Genomic DNA, 14392 nt, shown 5'->3' with positions numbered 1-14392 from the left:
AGGGAAACGAGGAACTGACGAAGATCTTTAACAGATGCTTGCAATAAAAAAGCCCCTTTCGGGGCTTTCTAATTAAATTTTAACGCCTTTATTGCTGGCCTTTTCTTTTATATAAGGTTCCCAACTTCTTGCACTTCGCGCAGTTGAGCTATCCTTACTGGCCTCTTTTACATGCTGATAGGCTGACTTGTAGTCACCTTGATAAAAGTATGCTTCCATCAACGCCATATGAACACGACCAGCTTTATCCGTACCATCCAAAGATTTATTCAGCGCCGAAATAGCACCTTTATAATCCTCTGCGGCAAGTAATAAAGTACCTTGCTTACGGTACAAATCTGAGTCGTTGGACAAAGCTGCAGCTTTACCATAATAGAAAGCAGCTTTTTTGTATTCACGTGCTTGGTGATAGCTATTCGCCATAGACGACAGTACTTTATCATCAGCTTTAATAAAACCAGACTTTGTATGCTTTTCTAACAACTCTGCCGCCTTAAACGGGATTTCGTTAGTTGCATAAAGCTGTGCCAATATCTTGACTTGATTAGGCTTTTCCAAGTAGCCCTGATTATAAGCAATCTCTAATGTAGACAATGCTTTCTTATAATCTTCCACCAGAAAATAAAACTGGCCTAACTGAATCCACCACTGTTTGTTCTCCGGAAAGATCCGAACCAACTCTTCAGCAACTGCGACAGTTTGAGGATACATTTTACGTTCGTAAAATGACGTCAACTTAAGCAAATAGGGATTCTTGTTAAGCTTTCCTGATGCTTTATTCAAGTCAATAGCTTTCTGAGCAGGATCTACCATTTTTGGTAATTGTCCAGACTCGTAATATGCTTGCGACATTCTGATATAAACTTCTGGATCTTCTTTACAGGTAAACGACATCCACTTTTGATAAGCGGCTATCGCTGCATCGTAATTCTTATCCATCATCTGTAAATCGCCGACTGTCCTTAAAGCTTGCGCCTGTTCGCCGTCGTTCAGAATGTTGGCATCAGCAGCCCGTTTAAAGTAGAACAATGATTTTTTAGGATCTATTGATGCATACAAACTACCAATAAACTTATCCACATAAGCACGATCAAAACCATCGGTTTCAATGTCTAACAAGATATCCAGCGCATTCTTGACCCGCAAGTCTTCATTTACTGTCTCGTCAGAATAGGCTTCAAAGGCTTTTTGTACCTTTTTACCCGCACGTTCTCCGATAATATTGGTAGAGCTCTTTTGGTAACCTGGACAAACTATTGGTGCAGTTTGGGCCAAACTGGTCATTGAAACTGACATCAGGCCTAAAGACAAAGCAGAAGTTGCTACCCATTTTTTCAATGAAATCTGTCTCATTTTCATTATGAACCGCCCTCCAACTTAAAGTCCAACTGCACTTTCATATTGAACTGTTTAACCGGTTTTCCATCAACGATCTTAGGCTTGTACTTCCAGCGACTAAGTGCGCGTCTGGCTTCGCGGTCAAAAACACGTTTAGGATCTGCATCAATAACTTCAACATCATCGACTCCACCTACTTCATTGATGGTAAACGATAACTGTACCCAGCCCTCTTTTCCATCACGTGCGGCTTGCATTGGATATTTAGGTTCGATACGAACAATAGGTGTTGCTTCACCATCTCGCATCATCGCACCTGGTGCGCCAATATCAACCGATGCTCCACCAACATCCACACCAGGAATATTGAAAGATAACGCGTTGTTACTAGCATCCGCTGTATCCGGCTCAACTGGCTCCAACTTAGGAGGCTGTTGTGGCGGTGGCGGTGGCGGTGGCGGAACCCTGTTACGAACCTGAGTATTTGAATCAGGCTCGTTCATCACAATGTCAATCACCGGTGTCGGTGCCGATTCTTCTTGTGGTCTGGATGAGTTAGCAATCAATTCAGCCATCAACACAAACAAAGCAAAGGTAATACCCGCACCTAAAAGTATAGATACTATTAGACGAACCATATTAATTATCCTTTGCTGCTACCGAGATCCTGTCAATGCCAGCTGCTTTGATTTGATCCATTACCTCAACTACAACACCATGCTTTGTCTTTACATCAGCTTGTAAGATAACGATGTCTGTAGGTTGTTCCGCCAGCATTCTCTCGAGGTTGGCACGAACACGTTCTACGTCTACTTCACGCTTATCCATCCATATATCACCATTCTCATTAATAGCGATAAAGATGTTGGCTGATTTTTGCTTGGTGGCTTGTTGAGCCTTAGGTTTGTTTACTTCTATACCGGCCTCTTTAACGAAAGAGGTGGTTACAATAAAGAAGATCAACATGATGAACACGACGTCAAGCATCGGTGTCATATCAATGGTTGCTTCTTCTTCTTCTGCACGATGTTTACGAGCCATAAAATTCTCTCTTTAATGATGAGGCAAGCTATCGATTAATTTTTCTTTGGAAAGCTTCACTTTAGCTTCCAGACGTGAGCTAAAGAACACGCCAGACAACGCTGCAACCATTCCCGCCATTGTCGGAATAGTCGCCATAGAGATACCAGCAGCCATCAAACGGGGATTACCGGTACCTTGAACAGCCATGACCTCAAACACTCCGATCATGCCCGTTACTGTACCTAGCAGTCCTATTAATGGACATATAGCAACTAGCGTTTTAATCAATAACATTCTCTCACTAAGTTTATCTGATGCTTGCGAAATCCATGTATCACGGATCTTATGCGCATACCAGGACTTGGTGTCTGCTCTTGCTTCCCAATCCGCCACAATACGTTTTTGTATTGATGGGAAAGAGGAAGTCAGAAACCAATAACGCTCTACCATTAGTATCCACATGAGGAAGAGCGCTATGGCGACGACGTACAGAACGTCACCGCCAGCAGCGATAAAATCCCTGACCGATTCCCATAATCCAATCAGGTATAGCATATTATGCTTTCTCCGCCTCTGCGTGAGCAGCGATGATACCAGCGGTCTGCTCGTCCAGAATATGTACGATCGATTTTGCACGACCCGCCACCATGCTGTGCAGCAACAGTAGAGGTAATGCGGCAATAATACCTTCAGCAGTGGTAACCAATGCCATTGAAATACTACCAGCCATCAATTTAGGGTCGCCTGTACCGAACAAAGTAATTTGCTGGAAGGTTGCAATCATACCGATTACAGTACCTAACAAACCTAGTAATGGTGCAATAGCGGCCAAGATTTTGATGATATTAATACCACTATCAATACTTGGAAGTTCACGCAAGATAGCTTCATCCAGTTTCAATTCCAGATTTTCAACATCCGCGTTTTTATTCTCTTTATAAACAGTCAGGATACGTCCCAGAGGGTTACCGCTTGAAGGATTATCAATATTTTTCAATTGAGCACGCATTTTGCCACCGATCAACGTTAATGTGATGATCTTATACAAGGCAATCAATAGACCCAGGAAGAATAAACCGGTAATAACATAACCAGGTAATCCACCAGCATGATAACGTTCCATCATAGTCGCTTTAGCGATTAACAGACCCAATATGCCACCTTGAGATGGATCAGCATAGAAGGGCTGAACCCCGGAAGTTTCTTCAGCGAAGTCGACAGCCGTATCAGTCATGTACGCATCAGGTTGACGTCCCAAGGGTAAAACTTGTTTACTTTCAGCGTCATAAACCAGATAGCCTTGTTCACCAACTAAGTTGAAGGTACCAACACGAACAACAGATTCTGTTTTAGAACCACCATCCAGGCTCACTACCTCAGTATTGAAGCGTGATACTTTACCTGACTCGGTCATTTCAGTTTGCATAGCAAACCAAAGCTCTTCCAGTTCACCTAAGCTTGGCAAACCTTTCGTTTCTGACGCCATTCCTTCCAGAAAATCAGAGCGCCCCGGGTACTCGGCGCTGACGATAGATGTCGAAATACGTCCATAAGCTTCAGCAGATGCCTGACGAACCACACCAAACATCTCACCTAAAGTACCGGTGGCATTTTTAAGTTCCACTTCTTTATTAGCCAAGGTAATTTCGTTGTCAGCAAATTGCTTGGCCAGACGATCGCCACGTGCTTGTTCAGCTTTAAGTTCTGCTTGGGCTTTTTTTAACAGAGCCTGCTTATCAGCACGGGCAGAATTAAATTCAGCTTCACGTTTTTGATTGATTCGTGCTTCAGATACACGATTCTTTTTCACTTGATCCAGTAATTGATCCAGTGTGGTTGCATTTTGTGCATGAACTGCACTTACAGCCAATGCAGCTGTAAGTAAGACAGATTTGAATAATACTTTCATTCTGATCACTCCGCTGCTTTGATAGGTAATTTAATCAGGTCAAATGGAACCAGTTTCTTCGCCATTTTAACGGCGGTAACGACTGAACTCAGGTATTCATCACCTAACTCATCCCATCCACGGGTATCATTGTTCCAAACCCAAGCAGATTTTTGATCAAGTGACAATGCCACTAAGGCAGTACGACCCAAGTTGAAGAAATCAACGGAAATTTCTTTACCCTCAAAATCAAGTTTGCCTTGATTACTGGTAATTTTAGAACCGTATTCATTTTCAATCTGATAGGCTTCCAGCACTTGGCGGAATTGCTCAGAAACAGATACGTTTGAACGGCCCATTGTCTCACGCAAATGAGCGATACGCTCCTTACGGACTTCGTAGTTGATAGGAACATCCAGTTCAACAAACTTTTCAAGCGCATCAATCATACGATACATCAAAGGAACCACACCTTGCTTGGTTTCTTCAATGCTGTCGATTTGCTTCTGCAGAGAGCTGATTCCAGCCTGTTGATCAGCAACCAGTCTGGCAACGTGATCGTTGTAAACTTTCAGGTTCTCGGTTTCATCAACAACTGAACGATATTCAACCAGCAGTTCTTGAGTTTGCTCATAGATACTGTCAATTTTCTTTTGAGATTGTGCTGCAGCCGCATGAATTTTCCCTTCTTCTTTGTGAAGGTCATTTAATGTATCTGCAGAAACAATCTGGCTACTTCCTAGTGCGAAGGCACCGATTACAGAAGCAGCAATCATATTTCTTTTGCTTACTTTGGACATAGTTCCCAACCAATTATTTTGTTTTGAAACCTTATCTTACGGCAACAACGCCTAAGCGATAAGGGGCTTATGAAAACGAATTGTTATTGGAGTGTAGCGTTATCATCAATTGATAACACATACGACCGCCGAATATTCACATGGATAGATGTAAATTGTCAAGCTGGTATGGACTAATGACATAAGTTATCTGTTGAATGTTTTAGACCATGCCCTTTATGAAAATTAATGTGCTTTATTAATATTTAGCCCGAAAAAATGGCTATTCTCGCCATGTTAAACTTGGATGATTCATCGCCAAAAAATAAAAAATCCCGAAGAATAAATTCTTCGGGATTTTAATCGCTGTAGAACACTAGTCATTTAAAGAGTCCTCAGCATCATTCTTGGCCGCTTCAAAACGTCAAATCGAGCACGCACAAAAAACCCCACAAAAAAGTGGGGTTAACTTAGTTTTATCAAACCACCCTGAGGTGGTTCTTAATCTCAATCAACAATCGTAGATTAAAATCTTGCTTCAAATCCTAAACGAACTGAGCGTGGGGATTGCCAGTCATAAGCAGCACCGTACCATTGACTAACTGTACCTTCACTAATTTCATAGTGTTCGTTGGTGTTAGTAATTTCTTGGTTATTCAATACATTGAATACATTCAAGGAAGCCTTCATATCTACACCTGAAACACTAAAGTTATAGGTTAAAGAAGCATCCACGTTAAATAACCACGGAGTACGTCCTGCAGAACCTTTAGGTGTGAAATTGTAGATCTTTTCAGACTGCTGACATTCTCCATCACCATTGGTATCTGGACATTGTCCGGTGTAGATATAGAACGTATCACCATAACTACCATAGATATCCGGGTTATCATCTGGATACCCACGGCCGAATGTAGACAAAGGCCGTCCGCTCATCAAATAAGCATTAAAACCAAAGGTCCAGTCATCATTTATGTCATAACTACCAAACATTTTAAAGGCATGACGACGATCGTTTGCTTGATAACCATATGCACCGTCCATCAATGCAGGGAAATCGAAGTCCTGAGTTACGCCAGCATCAGCCTGTACGATATCAGACTTAACTGCCCCTTCGAAGTTACCTACACTACGAGACCAAGTGTATTGGAAACTCATGCGGAAATTATCTGTACGATAATCAAACTTGGTTTGAATCGCTGTATACTCGTTTACACCTTCTGGCAGACCGATATCTTCTGCAGGTATGGTAGTTAACGAACCAGGATCAGGTTCACCGTCATACAAGTCGAAATCACGATAGTTTCTTGGATCGCCATAACCATAATAATAGAAGCCATCTTTATATGAAGTCGCTGAGTCACCAGGCGAAACTAGCAAGCAATATGGGTATGCAAATTCACCACAGTAGTCATCCAAAGCGCTAGTTACTTCACGATAAATACCGCGCACAGAATATGAGAATTCGTCATTAACGGCTTGCTCCCAACCTAAGATATACTCATCTTTAGCAAATGGATCGGCTTCTTGCGCCACAAATATATCTTTTTGCGGGATAGTCGATACAGAAGTAACTGACTGAGAGCTAGCTAAGTCACCTGTAATTGGAGCAATACCTGTGGGCTGGCCAGATGCATCAGCTCCGGTGAAAGTATAATGGGTAGTTACATCACTTACACCAGATGCTGCGCGATAGATAGTGTTGTTAGCGACTGGCAGATAATAAGTACCAAAGGTACCAAAAACTTTAGTATTGCCGTCACCATTAACATCCCAGCTAAACCCTAAACGAGGAGCTACATCAGTATCAAAATCATATAAAGTTTTACCAGTAATACCAGCACCTTCGAACTTGTCTTTACGCAAACCTATAGATAACAACAAGTTATCCGTAATCTGCCAGTTATCTTCAATATAGTAAGCGTTCAAGTCTGAGCTGAAACCACCACCACCAACAAAGATACGGTCACTTACATAATCAAGAGGCGCGCCAGTATTGTTGGTAAATGGTATCCCTTGAATGGTTCCAGTATTTTGTAATGTCGTGTAAGTCCAACTATGCCCGCCAACAGGTTCGGTGATATTGGTTGACTCACGTTTTTGAATATCCAAACCTGCAGTAATAGTGTGATCACCTAACACATACTCTAAATCCAGCCGGTATTGAGTATTCTCGTCATAATCTTCACCAACAGAACCGCCCTGACCACAGCCTTCATAAGGGTTAGGAACATCACGAGTATCATTTACAGAAGGACAATTTGGATCTGCGCCTGGTTTTTCCGTTGTATACTGGGTCTCAATACGACCAGCCATCGCAGTTAATGTTAAATCATCGGTTAAATAACCGGTATAGCTTAAGCTTTGCGCTTCACCGCCACGTTTTCTCAGGTTAATTTCTGGTTCACCTGATTCACCTACACTGATTTCACCTGTATTAGCATCATAGTCATAGATTTCTTCTGTGGTGTCACTACGGTTAGAGTATGCGAAATAGCTTAAACGATGGTTATCACTGATTTGCCAGTCCAGTTTACCCGCCCAAAATAAGTTATCTCCGCCTGAAGAATCTCTCTCACGGAATTCATCTACATCAGTAATACGGCGAGTACCATTTGCATATGCAAAATTATCTTTGACCTGACGAGGATTTACTAATGCATAAATGAACAAAGTATCTTCGATGATTGGGCCTGCCGCTGAAATACTGAAGTCCTTTTTATCATATTCATCACGAGTAGTATCACGGAATACTTTACCTGTACCACCATCGCCACGAGAAATCCGGCCTTCTTCTCGAAGACTATCAGGACTCCATGTTGCAGTCGCAGAAAATTCCCATTCGTTAGTACCACTCTTAGTTACAGCGTTTACAACACCACCGGTTGTACGGCCAAACTGAGCAGACATACCACCAGTTTTAACTTGGAATTCTTTGTAGAATTCAAAAGGTACTGAACCACAACCTAAACCTTGACGAGTGTCGGTAACTTCCAAGCCATTGATGTAGCACGAGTTCTCTGCCACGGATGAGCCACCGAAAGAAGCTACATTACCGAAACCAGAGTCACCTTTGATGGTACCTGGGGCAAGCAACGCTACTGACGTAATATCACGTGCAACTGGCATACGATCTAATTCGATTTCACCAATAACTAAACCTGAATCGGTCGTAGAAACGTCAATTGCTGAAACTCTGGCGCCTGTAACTTCAATTACTTCCGTTGAAGCCGATAAAAAGTCAAAATCACTGGTACTGTTAGAGCCCAGCTTAACTCTTACTTTATCTTGTCCAACTACCGCACCGTCCTTCATAACTTTGATGTCATAAGTACCTGTGGGTAACTGCGAGAAGCGGTAACTTCCATCGCTGTTCACAGAAATTTCACGGCTGTACCCTGTTGCAGGTTCAGAAGCAACAACTGTGTACTTGGTATAGTCTTGAGCAGCAATAGTACCAACAATGTTAGATGTTGAGTTAGCTGCAAGAACAGGCATAGCCATGCCCAACGAAGCAGCAACAGCTATAGCTGTTACGCTTTTCTTGAATGTAAACATGTATTTTCTCCCTGGATCACTAATTTTATTTCAGTGACTGTGTTTGTGCCGCTTAACGCGGCTTTTTTATTTAAAGCAAGGTGATAAGCCTCTCTTCGATGATATAACGAGATAAATTGAAGGGTCAACCACCCTCACAGTAACAATCTACTAAGTTCCATTTTTCGAATAATTAATAACCAGATTTTTGTAATCATTTCTTTACAAAATTATAGAAATCAAGGATAAAATCCCAATCTAGCTATTACCTCCTGTGGTAGCTCAGGTAGTGCATCTTTTGGGAGTAAGAATGTTGACATATTAAAGAAGTCTTTAAATATGCGATTGGACTCGGTTGTGCGCTTCAAATACTCATGTCCGCTTGAACCACCTGTTCCTATCTTGCTGCCAAGCATACGCTGAACCATCATGGCATGGCGGTAACGCCATATGGTCAGGTTTTCGTCTATTTCTGTTAAACAGGTAATAAATTGGTGGGCCAGATTAAAAATCGGTTCTTCAGAATACTGTTGAATAAACAGCGCGGATAACATAGCTTGCCTGGAGAGTCGCACCTGATCCGCCTCTCTTAGCTTGTCATAAATTTTATCGTCGAATAATGCGTTGAAACTAGCTCGTGTGTTGGCCAACTCTGCCAACTCCAGCTGTTTTTCTTTTTCTGTCAAAGTGGGATTGGTATCTATGATATCGCGATCGCTTTGCAACATTTTGTCTGTGGCAGCTTGATAATATTTCCAGAATTCAAAATCACCGAAAGATAAAAATGGCATCCTTTCTAACCACTTTTCAACAAGTTCGAACAGACTAGCCTTAGTCTCCAGTTGCTGTAGAAAGTCTCTATCAGATCGATTTAATCGTTTAAAAAATGATTGCTTGTCAAAATCGATTCTGTACTGCGTTTTTAAACCTAAGGATATTTCCAGTATTTTAAACTGAATGCTTTGAAAACCGGACGCAGGCACTAGGTAGTCCCTGAATGATAAAAAATCCTGTGGCGTCATGGTTTCAATAATACCGATTTGATCGTTTAGCAATCTTTGAATGGCAACAACGCGTTTGAGTCTGTGCACAACGACAGTCAGATCACGATCCTGGATCTGGTTGTGTGAAAACGTATCAATAACGGTAGAAAGTTCGTGCAGAATTTGTTTAAACCACAACTCGTATACCTGATGGACTATGATAAAAAGTGTCTCATCGTGGGCGGCAATGCCATATTTGGCACTTTCGGTTTGTTGAGCCGACAACAGTTTATCCAGTTGCAAGTATTCTCCGTAATAAACTGACGTTTGATTTTTTTTCATTTTACTACCTTCAAGTTAACTCTGGTCGGATGAATCTCAATACCAAATTTAACATTGGCACTGGCAATAAAACATCTATACTGACATTACTCTTGAATATTCAATCCGTTACGAGATTTTATAACAATGACTTTAGACGACGATATCCACAACTATTATGAACACCTTATTCTGGAACGTATTCAGACGCTAAAATTGGATAAAACAAAAAGTCCCGATTATCTGGCGGATCTGTGCTGTTTGTCGTTGAATCAGGTGCCTCCACGCTATATTCGCTTCGAGGTCGATATGGCCTTTTATTTACCCCAAAATGAACGTCAACAAATGGAAATGAATGTCGTTCACGCAATAGAGAAAGCACAAAAATTTCTGGATCAGAAAAAGGATAACGAGGATTGAGGTGGCAACCCCTCCAGCCACATCACGGCACATGAGTCCTTTGCTGCGGCTGCTCCCTTCCGGGCCTGACCGAGTTCACAAAGTATCATTGCGAGAGGACCAAAAGGGTCACCATTGAAACTGCCGGTTAAGGCGGCGCGCATTATCTACAATGCCGCCCAATTATGCAAGCCGGTTCCTTTGCTCTTGCTAACAACCGCTCAAAAATCGTTCTTCAGCCATTTTATTTGCCACTGAACTGGTTGCCTTGTTCTCTTCCGCTGATCGAACAAAAATATCAGTCAATGTATCGCCGATACCCTCAATGTGCTGGCGCAAATTGTCCGCGCTGCTTTCCATTCGCTGATGGTAAATATCAATCACGCCACCAGCGTTAATAACGTAGTCAGGAGCATACAAAATGCCTTTATCTTTCAAACGATCACCGTGGTGGTCTTCCGCCAACTGGTTATTAGCCGCGCCAGCAATCACTCCGGCTTTGATATTGTCAATGCTATCGTCATTGATAGCCGCCCCTAATGCGCAAGGAGCAAAAACATCCGCCTGTACGGCGTGAATTTCTCCAGGTTTAACCACTTTTGCACCAAATTGCTCTACTGCCTTATCCAGATTATCCGGAAAAATATCCGTGACAATGAGTTTGGCCCCTTCATGATGCAAATGTTCCGCCAAACGATAACCTACATGTCCCAATCCCTGAATAGCGACTGTAATACCACGAAGATCACTATTCAGTTTGTACCTAACAGCAGCCTTCAAACCCACGAATACACCATAGGCTGTCGATGGAGCGGGATTACCGTCAGCTGGCCCACCATCGTAACGGAACTTGGCTTCAGTACCACTCGCATAATCAGTACGCCGCGCCATCACTTTAAGGTTATCAACGGATATGCCCGAATCTTCGGCACAAATATATTTGCCCCCCAGACTTTGCACAAAATCCCCCATTGCCAGCATCATGTCGTCTGTTTTCCCCTTACGAGGATCGCCGATGATAACTGATTTTCCGCCGCCCAATTTTAGGTTTGCCATTGCCGCCTTGTAGGACATTCCTTTGGACAGCCTCAGTACGTCGGTTAGTGCTTCTTCACTACTGGAATAGGGCCACATACGACATCCACCCAACGACGGGCCAAGATTAGTATTATGGATAGCAATAATGGCTTTTAATCCGGATGATTTATGTTGAAAAAATGCAACGTGCTCGTGCTGGTTATACGCTTTGTGTTCAAACAGTGACATTGAATGCCTTATTGTAGGGTAATGAGATTGAGCCTTATATTAGCTCATATTAGCGAGGACACATTTTGCATTATTAGCGGACAGCATTATCTAAGCGGAAACTAATTTTGCCAATTTATCCCCTATATTAGGAGTAGCATCCTAAATTTTTAGATTGATTAAGATACGTTTTTTACGCATCCTTGGCACACCTAAATTACGACCCTGCCTATATGAAACTAGACAAGTTTGATAAACAAATTCTACGCACCTTGCAACAGAACGCCACCATCTCCATGGCTGAGCTCAGCGTGCATGTGGGACTTTCCCACACTCCTTGCTGGCGCCGAGTAAAAAGACTGGAAAGTGAAGGAATAATATTGCGGAAAGTCACGTTACTCAATAATAAAAAATTGAATCTCGGTGTCAGTGTATTTATTTACGTCTCACTTAAAAATCATGACGAAGGTGCATTAAACAATTTTGAAATGGCAGTACAGGATATTGACGAAGTAGTAGAATGCCATACCACCAGTGGCGATCGGGACTATCTGCTAAAAGTAATGGTGGAAAGTATTGAAGAATACGAACATCTGCTAAAAAGCAAACTCACCCATTTACCCAATGTCGATCATCTGAGTTCAACCTTTGCCCTGAAACAAGTTAAATACACCACAGAATTGCCAATAAAAGGTTAGGGAATTCTGAATGAATGAAAAACAAGTTATACGTAGCATTGAAGAATGGCTCGACACTATCGTGATCGGATTAAATTTATGTCCTTTTGCCGCCAAGCCTCGTCGACAAGATAGAATCAGGATTATCGTCAGTGATGCACAGACTGAAGAGGAAATATTAACCAGTCTCGATCAGGAAATTCTCCATTTGTCAGATACACCAACCATATCCACCAGTTTATTGGTATTGGATAAAGGGCTATGTGATTTTGAGCAGTATAATCAATTTCTCCAGTTAGCCGATGATCTACTTGTACAACAAGGCTGGCAGGGAATATTTCAGATTGCCAGCTTTCACCCGGGATATCAGTTTGCCGGAACCGATCTAGAAGACAAGGAGAATCTGACCAATCGCTCCCCCTACCCTATTTTGCATATTTTGCGGGAGGAGGAAATTGAAGATGTGTTGAGACATTACCCTGATCCGGACAACATTCCACGTAATAATATTGCTCGAATGACAGCACTTTCTGCTACTCAGATAAAAAAACTATTTCCTTATCTTTCAAACACATCAAAGATGTAACACAAGTGTTGATTTATCAAAGTATTGTCAAATTTTGCCGCATCGTTACATAAAAAAAGTGCGACCAAAGGTCGCACTAAAACACCAAAACACAAAGACTAAGGAAGATAAAACTCAATACATGCATGAGCTATCATTACCCGTTACATTTTTGTTAAAAACATGTAACCGGTTTCTGAAAAATACCTGAAATAACTTCAAATGCAACTCATAATATTGATTAAAACCGCTTCTTTATTTATGTTTTTTAGTTTACACATCATACAAATGGTACCGCTTACATTTTTTGCATTGAATCGAACGATTTTTACTCAAATCACCACTATTGAACTCGCTGATAACAACATCATTTGCCTGCTAAATTTTATTCAATCGAGGATAAAATCACGGCTGTACGCAAACGGCTACTGCCAAAAGATGACATTTTCTCAAAGTCGGCTCTGGCAATAGGCAAATACTGGCAGTCGACCAAGTCTTGGTGTTTCTCGTCCGGATCAGGATCATGCACATAAAAGCAATGCTCATCATAGCCCGTTACTGCCACCCAATGCGGGGCTTTTTTACGATCCATACGGTAAGTGCTAATCAGTACAATCGGCACCGCGCCCTGGTCACAGGCATCGGCTAATCGTTGTTGTTCGATGTTTTGATAGTATATTTCAATGTTTTCTTTGGTCGCTTGATATAAAAAATCGGCGTGCACATGCTGGATAACCGATTTTTTTTCTTCACTGCGCACCCCGTCAATAAACAGCGCCCCCGACTGACTTATCCATACTTCGGCCGAAAACCCACGACGTGCGGCCGACAAAGCCAGACCGAGTGGATGGCAACCTCCGTGCCCCGAAGTCATAAAGATGGTCGTTGCCTCTCGCCATAACTGAAGCTCTTCCGTCAAATTGGCCTGATAGTTCTTTTTTAATCCCGCCATCGCCATCATCAATGCGGCAGGACCGCATGTGAACGGCGTGCTTTGCTGACACCAGGGCAGCGGCGTTTTAACGATCCCCTGCCGATATTGACGTATACGCTTTTGCATACGCCATGCATCTGTATGATCATCATAGTAGTCGGGCAATAAGCCAAACTCTTTGTAATCAAACTGGTGATAAAATTCAATTGCACTCAAATTGGTTTGATTGACTTCCAGGCGAATATAGAGCGCACCTTTAAGTTGGGCACGAGACTCACCTTCCAACATCAACGCTTTACCAATCCCTTTTCTTCTATATTGCTCATCTATAGCGATTGAATAAAGTCGTGCTAGACTGGTGCCTCGATGAAAGATAATCAGCAAATAACCAATACAAATCCCGTCTTTCAACGCAACTAAAAAAACCACCTGTTCGCTATTTAAAAAGCGCCTTAAGCTCCGGCGGCTCAATCGATCAGTCACGAAACATTGTTCTTCCAGCTTAACCAGCATATCCAGATGGTCAAGATGGGCATTCCTGATGTCAATTTTTCTATTCAATGCTGCGTCACTCATATTTAAATACCACTTCACGGGTAGCACAAGGATACTCTTGTGTATCAAAAGAAAAAATACTCTAGTTTGATCTGTACGTCCTATCGACAGTTAGGCAACTGCGGATTATTGTATAGGCAATCTCACC

General features: G+C 42.1%; 13 protein-coding genes and 1 other RNA gene. 3 read left to right on the top strand and 11 right to left on the bottom strand.

Annotation, left to right across the window (positions count from 1 at the left end; genetic code table 11):
• Window positions 1-72: 72 nt before the first annotated feature.
• The 8 genes from V1467_RS06835 to V1467_RS06800 form a co-directional block, all read right to left on the bottom strand.
• Window positions 73-1353 (bottom strand): hypothetical protein, encoded by a 1281-nt coding sequence (locus V1467_RS06835; RefSeq protein WP_416308661.1) that lies wholly within the window; start codon window positions 1351-1353, stop codon window positions 73-75.
• Window positions 1354-1358: 5 nt separating this feature from the next.
• Window positions 1359-1976, bottom strand: coding sequence for an energy transducer TonB (locus V1467_RS06830; RefSeq protein WP_416308046.1), 618 nt, complete (start codon window positions 1974-1976; stop codon window positions 1359-1361).
• A 1-nt stretch (window position 1977) separates the two neighbouring features.
• Window positions 1978-2379, bottom strand: a complete 402-nt coding sequence (locus V1467_RS06825; protein WP_416308045.1) for an ExbD/TolR family protein — start codon at window positions 2377-2379, stop codon at window positions 1978-1980.
• Window positions 2380-2391: 12 nt separating this feature from the next.
• Complete coding sequence (locus V1467_RS06820) at window positions 2392-2916, bottom strand: MotA/TolQ/ExbB proton channel family protein (RefSeq protein ID WP_416308044.1); 525 nt, start codon at window positions 2914-2916, stop codon at window positions 2392-2394.
• Between the two features lies 1 nt (window position 2917).
• Entirely contained in the window at window positions 2918-4270 is a 1353-nt protein-coding gene (locus V1467_RS06815) for a MotA/TolQ/ExbB proton channel family protein (RefSeq protein WP_416308043.1), read from the bottom strand.
• Between the two features lie 5 nt (window positions 4271-4275).
• Window positions 4276-5049, bottom strand: coding sequence for a DUF3450 domain-containing protein (locus V1467_RS06810; RefSeq protein ID WP_416308042.1), 774 nt, complete (start codon window positions 5047-5049; stop codon window positions 4276-4278).
• Between the two features lie 504 nt (window positions 5050-5553).
• On the bottom strand, window positions 5554-8586 hold the full coding sequence (locus V1467_RS06805; RefSeq protein WP_416308041.1) for a TonB-dependent receptor: 3033 nt from the start codon (window positions 8584-8586) through the stop codon (window positions 5554-5556).
• A gap of 218 nt (window positions 8587-8804) precedes the next feature.
• Window positions 8805-9890, bottom strand: a complete 1086-nt coding sequence (locus V1467_RS06800) for a tryptophan 2,3-dioxygenase family protein (RefSeq protein WP_416308040.1) — start codon at window positions 9888-9890, stop codon at window positions 8805-8807.
• A 126-nt stretch (window positions 9891-10016) separates the two neighbouring features.
• Between V1467_RS06800 and V1467_RS06795 the strand changes: the two genes are divergently transcribed.
• Entirely contained in the window at window positions 10017-10289 is a 273-nt protein-coding gene (locus tag V1467_RS06795) for a late competence development ComFB family protein (RefSeq protein ID WP_416308039.1), read from the top strand.
• An 8-nt stretch (window positions 10290-10297) separates the two neighbouring features.
• Here V1467_RS06795 and ffs read toward each other — a convergent pair.
• An RNA gene (ffs, locus tag V1467_RS06790) (signal recognition particle sRNA small type) lies at window positions 10298-10394 on the bottom strand.
• Between the two features lie 84 nt (window positions 10395-10478).
• Window positions 10479-11534 carry a Leu/Phe/Val dehydrogenase gene (locus V1467_RS06785; protein ID WP_416308038.1) on the bottom strand — a complete coding sequence of 352 codons (1056 nt, stop codon included), beginning with the start codon at window positions 11532-11534 and terminating at the stop codon, window positions 10479-10481.
• 212 nt (window positions 11535-11746) lie between these two features.
• Here V1467_RS06785 and V1467_RS06780 point away from each other — a divergent pair, with 212 nt between their 5' ends.
• The gene (locus tag V1467_RS06780; protein WP_416308037.1) at window positions 11747-12211 is read left to right on the top strand and encodes an Lrp/AsnC family transcriptional regulator; all 465 of its coding nucleotides are present in this window, start codon (window positions 11747-11749) and stop codon (window positions 12209-12211) included.
• A gap of 10 nt (window positions 12212-12221) precedes the next feature.
• Window positions 12222-12776, top strand: coding sequence for a DUF1415 domain-containing protein (locus V1467_RS06775; RefSeq protein WP_416308036.1), 555 nt, complete (start codon window positions 12222-12224; stop codon window positions 12774-12776).
• A 364-nt stretch (window positions 12777-13140) separates the two neighbouring features.
• Here the strand turns inward: V1467_RS06775 and V1467_RS06770 are convergent, their stop codons facing one another.
• Window positions 13141-14265 carry a GNAT family N-acetyltransferase/peptidase C39 family protein gene (locus V1467_RS06770; protein ID WP_416308035.1) on the bottom strand — a complete coding sequence of 375 codons (1125 nt, stop codon included), beginning with the start codon at window positions 14263-14265 and terminating at the stop codon, window positions 13141-13143.
• Window positions 14266-14392 lie beyond the last annotated feature (127 nt).

It is taken from the genome of Neptunicella plasticusilytica (assembly GCF_047922965.1).
In the GTDB taxonomy this organism is placed as follows: Bacteria; Pseudomonadota; Gammaproteobacteria; order Enterobacterales; family Alteromonadaceae; genus Neptunicella; species Neptunicella plasticusilytica.
The sequence above is the reverse complement of the archived record's forward strand: the minus strand, read 5'-3'. Positions and strand labels throughout refer to the sequence as shown.